A 4653-nucleotide genomic window follows, 5' to 3' on the forward strand; every position below is an offset into this window, starting at 1 on the left:
ACAATTTAAATGCGTTTGCCCTGCTTTTTATCCAGACAATATTGATCTTTGCCCTGGGATATGCTGCAGCAAAATTTCTTAAACTGAAATATGAAGATGCTGCACCTGCTGCCATGATCGGGGCTTCCAACCATTTTGAGGTAGCCATTGCAACCGCCGTTATGCTCTTCGGCCTTTCATCCGGAGCAGCACTGGCCACCGTGGTTGGCGTTTTAATAGAAGTTCCTGTAATGCTTATGCTGGTGGGCTTCTGTAAAAAAACGACCCATTGGTTTGGAGCTTAAAAAAAGGATGTTGAGGATAGGGATTGAGAGTTGACTGTGTCTATTTATGTGGGGTGTAACCCTTGATAGTAAAGGCGTTGAATATTTTTGTTATTGAATGCTGCCTTCAGAAAGGTTTGAGCGAACCTATATATAATGGCTTGATTTTATCAGAATACCTCGGCCAGATTTACATGTTACCGGACCTGGATTATTCGACATTATCTGCATCGACATGCAATGCATCCACACATCTTAATTCTTCCAGAATTTTTGATTTACGCTTGAACTTCTTTTAACGCCCGGTAAATGGTCTGCCGGGACACCCCAAACTGTTCAGCCAGAGCGTTCTTTTCTTGCCCTTGCTCCACCAGATCAGCAATCTGACACTTATCGGCCAGGGTCAATTTTGGAGCCCTGCCGAACTTCACGCCTTTTGCCAGGGCTTTTTTTATCCCTTCAGTTTGCCGTTCCCGGATCAGGGAACGCTCGAATTCCGCAACGGCTCCCATGATCTGAAGCATCAGCATAGACATGGGATTGTCCTCTCCGGTAAATTCCAAGCCTTCCTTGTGAAATTTGACAACAATCCCCTGACTGGTCAGGCCTTGAACCATGGCCTGGAGGTCAGCAAGGCTCCGGGCTAACCGGTCCATAGAATGGACGTGCAGCCGGTCCCCTTCCCGAAGGTAATCCAGGCAAGCCTGAAGTTGGGGCCGGTTGGTGTCTTTGCCTGTTTGTTTATCCTCAAAAATTTTATCCAGAGGTACACCGTCAAGTTGCCGGTCTGTTTTTTGGTTTGTTGATGATACCCTTGTATAGCCTATTTCCGCTTTATGTCCTTTGGGGTACATTATCTAATCCCTTCTATTGAAAAATTCTGCTGTTCCTGCTGATTTCAAATTTTGCGAGGCTCATCTTCAAACGCAACATTCAAATAGATTTCAGATAACGGCAGTTCAAAATTAACGGATTCCAGCTTCAAAATCTGCTCTAACCTATCGTATGATTGATAACCCCACATATCGTTTTGGCGTATATATTGCTCAACCCAACATTCATGTTGGGAAACAAGGATATATTCTTGAAGCGTAGGAATTGCCCGATAATAAGCAAACTTTTTCGTCCTATCAAAACGTTCGGTTGAATCTGAAAGAATTTCAATAACGATAACAGGATTTGTTAGGGTATCAAACTTATCATCTTCAAATTTTGCATCACCACAGGAAATAGTAAGATCAGGATAGGTATAATTTTCTGCTGTTTTAACCCGCATGTCATTAGAAAATACTTCGCAATGAGCCGGGTTGGTTTCAAAATTTATCCCTAATTTTTTTGTCAAATTCACATTTATGCGGTTGTGGTTCCTGCTGGCCCCAACCATAGCGAAAACCTCACCATTAAAAAATTCATGCTTAATATCCAGAGAGGTTCTTTCCATCTCCAAATATTCAGCCGGTGACATCAAATTTTTCTCTTGCGGCTGTGCTGGCATATTCTACCTCCTGTTTGTGTACCAAAAACTTTTAGAATTTATATAACATCATGTAACAAAAATTAAAAACAACTTTTTGATACATGATTGTTCTCGGGTACAACTGATGTTCCAAAAACTGTAGTTTTTGATCGGTAATTGTAGCGACTCGGAATAATTCAGGCCGGGCTCACTTTATAGGTTAATAAGATTCGAGTTGACATCATCAATATCAGAAGTAGTCAACGCCTTGTGTGGAAAGGTTCTCTGGATTCAATGATACCATAAATAGACACATTGTAGGGCCTCTAATTCCTCAAAATCTTTGAATATGGGCGATTTACGGCGACGGAGCCGCCGTGAACTCTGAACATCTACGGTTTGACCGTAGCATGTTTCTTGTTTGAATTGAGTAAGCTGTCCCCAGAATACATTAAGGCCGGGGATGTTCTGGATGCGATTCCGATAATCCGGGAAGCCCTTGAAGGAGAGGACCTAAGGCTTAACGCCATAGAGTTCATAGCGCCCTATGAACAAAGCCCGTGGACCATTGAAGAAGACCAGGCCTTGTATGACAGCTTAGGAACGAATTTTAAATAACTTGCCCATTTCAAAACAGGCGACCATTCTAGGCTGTACGTTTGAAAATTCTAACTGGGCATCTTATTTCGTGCTCATTCCTTAGCAAAGGAAGCTGAAGCAAGCAACGAGGTTGTCTGAGATGAAATTGCAGCATATGAATCAAGGGAAGAATAAAAACGGCTGAACACCTATGAATCCAAACCAGAAGCAAGAAATTAAACAGGCAATCGTTGAAAAAATAAACACCCTGAAAAAGACCATTGAAACCTTTGGCGATCTGTCAAAACCGGTGTCCCCGGATAATGCCATTGGCAGGCTGACACGAATGGAAGCCATTAACAGCAGAAGTATCAATGAGGCGTCGCTGGCAAAATCAAAACGTACCCTCAAAGCCCTTGAAAAAGCGCTTGCTTCAATTGAAACGCCTGATTTTGGATACTGCCTGCACTGCGAAGAATCCATTCCCCACAAACGGCTGCTAATCATGCCTGAAACCTCACTATGTGTAGGGTGTGCAGAAAAGCTCAGCAGGGGCCAAAGCTAAACAATGAATGATTCCATCAAGAATTCGATGGTCATCTGGGTAGATGCGGATGCCTGCCCGGTAAAAATCAAGGACTTGTTATACAGAGCAGCCAACCGGACAAAAATCCGGGTGACCCTGGTGGCCAACAAAAATCTACGGATTCCGAAGTCCCCTTATATTGATTTTCTTCAGGTGGCCCCGGGATTTGATATTGCCGACAATGAAATTGTCAAACAGATGACGCCAGGGGATCTGGTGATCACCGCAGACATCCCCCTGGCCTCGGAGGTTATCGCCAAGGGCGGTACAGCACTGAATCCAAGGGGAGGGCTTTACACCCGGGAGAATATCACTTCCCGACTCTATGTCAGAGATCTCATACAGAATCTGCGGTCCAGCGGAGTGGAGACCAAAGGCCCCCCGCCTATGATCCAGAAGGATTGCCAGAATTTTTCCAACAGCCTGGATCGGTTCTTATCTGCCAGAGATTAGCGTTTAGCCCTCCCATTAATTCTCAGGCTTTTTTTCCTGGCTGTTTTTTTGCATTTTGGATGCATTGTATTAATGATCAGCGTCAATTATAATTGCCGTCGAACGATAATTAAAGTTCTCGGAAGTTAGGGCCCAATTGACTTTCCATCCTCCACTTGTTACTCATAACCTATTTTCACTTTGATCATTTCTAAAATCACAACATAAGGAATTTTGATGTTCAAATTCTGGAGAATTATATTATTCAGTGCTATTTGTATCATCTCTTTATCTACACTCTGCCACGCAGATACTTTGTTTCTGAAAAATGGGAAGGTTATTCACTCCGAAAATATCTGGTTGGATGACGGGTACTTTATGTACATTCTTTACGGTGCTACTGTTGGAATTGCCAAAGACAAAGTTGATAGAGTTGAGTTTGATTCAGAGACAAAACCAAAAGAAAATGATTTTCAATTTGATGTTTGGCCTTTTGGATCTACGGTTCTTCAGGCAATCGATATAGCCGAAAGCAATGATCTTCCTTTACACAAACATGGGATCATAACGGTGAATAAAAAATTTCATCCAATGATCAGAAAGTACTCGGATGCAACCCATTTTTATTACAACACAAATTTGTTAGGGCATTTTGCCAAGGTTGAGCTAATTTTTACAGCAAAAACAAGACACCTGTATGCAGTAAAAATTAATTGGCCGAATCAGAAAACAAAAAATTCTGTATTGCTCAATGAGATCAGTTCTATGATCAGTGACAAATATGGTAAGCCTGTTAAATCTGGTACTCACCCGGTAATACTTTGAAAAAGAAAAAAGGCTAATTATCCTATCAGTTTGGATATATCTACCGAATTGATTGGAGGATTGACCTATGCGAAAACCCAAGGACTGGGACCAGCCATGCCCAAACCCGGAATGTTCCCATTATCGGCTGATGAACCGAGGTAATATTAGCGCCATTTCGACCTATATGACCCAGAGCGGAAAACGACGTATATTTTATTGCAACAAATGTGATCACTGCTTTGCTGAGACACGTGATACCGTCTTCTTTGACCTGCGGACCCCGGAAGACAAGGTGATGATGGCCCTGAAGATGCTCTTGGTCAAAGTCGGGTTGACGGACATTGGCTTTGTCTTGGGCGTCACCGAAGAAACGGTTTTGATGTGGCTTGATCGTGCTGCGCAAAAAGCTCATGAGATTAACACGCACCTGCTCAGAGACTTGCCGGTCACCGAAGTGCAACTTGATGAAATGTGGAGCTTTATCAAGCGTAAGCATGCACAGCAGGCCGAGGCGGATGGGGAAAGCAGCG

Annotated in this window: 6 protein-coding genes and 2 pseudogenes; 6 read left to right on the plus strand and 2 right to left on the minus strand. The window is 43.0% G+C overall.

Annotation, left to right across the window (positions count from 1 at the left end):
• Positions 1-284: pseudogene (locus B3D59_RS03725) on the plus strand (arsenic resistance protein); the annotation flags it as partial.
• Between the two features lie 257 nt (positions 285-541).
• Here B3D59_RS03725 and B3D59_RS03730 read toward each other — a convergent pair.
• Together B3D59_RS03730 and B3D59_RS03735 are read right to left on the minus strand one after the other, a co-directional pair.
• On the minus strand, positions 542-1117 hold the full coding sequence (locus B3D59_RS03730) for a recombinase family protein (protein WP_004074755.1): 576 nt from the start codon (positions 1115-1117) through the stop codon (positions 542-544).
• Positions 1118-1161: 44 nt separating this feature from the next.
• Entirely contained in the window at positions 1162-1758 is a 597-nt protein-coding gene (locus B3D59_RS03735; RefSeq protein ID WP_286817777.1) for a Uma2 family endonuclease, read from the minus strand.
• 378 nt (positions 1759-2136) lie between these two features.
• On the opposite strand from B3D59_RS03735, the gene B3D59_RS03740 reads away from it, so the two are divergent.
• The 5 genes and pseudogenes from B3D59_RS03740 to B3D59_RS03760 all read left to right on the plus strand — a co-directional run.
• Entirely contained in the window at positions 2137-2337 is a 201-nt protein-coding gene (locus B3D59_RS03740) for a hypothetical protein (RefSeq protein WP_286817778.1), read from the plus strand.
• A gap of 172 nt (positions 2338-2509) precedes the next feature.
• Positions 2510-2863 (plus strand): TraR/DksA family transcriptional regulator, encoded by a 354-nt coding sequence (locus B3D59_RS03745; protein ID WP_286817779.1) that lies wholly within the window; start codon positions 2510-2512, stop codon positions 2861-2863.
• A gap of 3 nt (positions 2864-2866) precedes the next feature.
• A complete protein-coding gene (locus B3D59_RS03750) occupies positions 2867-3337 on the plus strand; it encodes a YaiI/YqxD family protein (RefSeq protein WP_286817780.1) in 471 nt (156 codons plus the stop codon).
• A gap of 357 nt (positions 3338-3694) precedes the next feature.
• Positions 3695-4141 (plus strand): hypothetical protein, encoded by a 447-nt coding sequence (locus tag B3D59_RS03755; protein ID WP_286817781.1) that lies wholly within the window; start codon positions 3695-3697, stop codon positions 4139-4141.
• Between the two features lie 67 nt (positions 4142-4208).
• Positions 4209-4653: pseudogene (locus tag B3D59_RS03760) on the plus strand (hypothetical protein); the annotation flags it as partial.

This window comes from Desulfobacter sp. UBA2225 (genome assembly GCF_002348205.1).
Taxonomy (GTDB): Bacteria; Desulfobacterota; Desulfobacteria; order Desulfobacterales; family Desulfobacteraceae; genus Desulfobacter; species Desulfobacter postgatei.

Excerpts from the sequence above, each read along its gene's own strand:
- B3D59_RS03735 (WP_286817777.1), bottom strand. The coding sequence starts at position 1,758 with ATGCCAGCACAGCCGCAAGAGAAAAATTTGATGTCACCGGCTGAATAT.
- B3D59_RS03745 (WP_286817779.1), top strand. The coding sequence starts at position 2,510 with ATGAATCCAAACCAGAAGCAAGAAATTAAACAGGCAATCGTTGAAAAA.
- B3D59_RS03750 (WP_286817780.1), top strand. The coding sequence starts at position 2,867 with ATGAATGATTCCATCAAGAATTCGATGGTCATCTGGGTAGATGCGGAT.
- B3D59_RS03755 (WP_286817781.1), top strand. The coding sequence starts at position 3,695 with ATGTACATTCTTTACGGTGCTACTGTTGGAATTGCCAAAGACAAAGTT.
- B3D59_RS03730 (WP_004074755.1), bottom strand. The coding sequence starts at position 1,117 with ATGTACCCCAAAGGACATAAAGCGGAAATAGGCTATACAAGGGTATCA.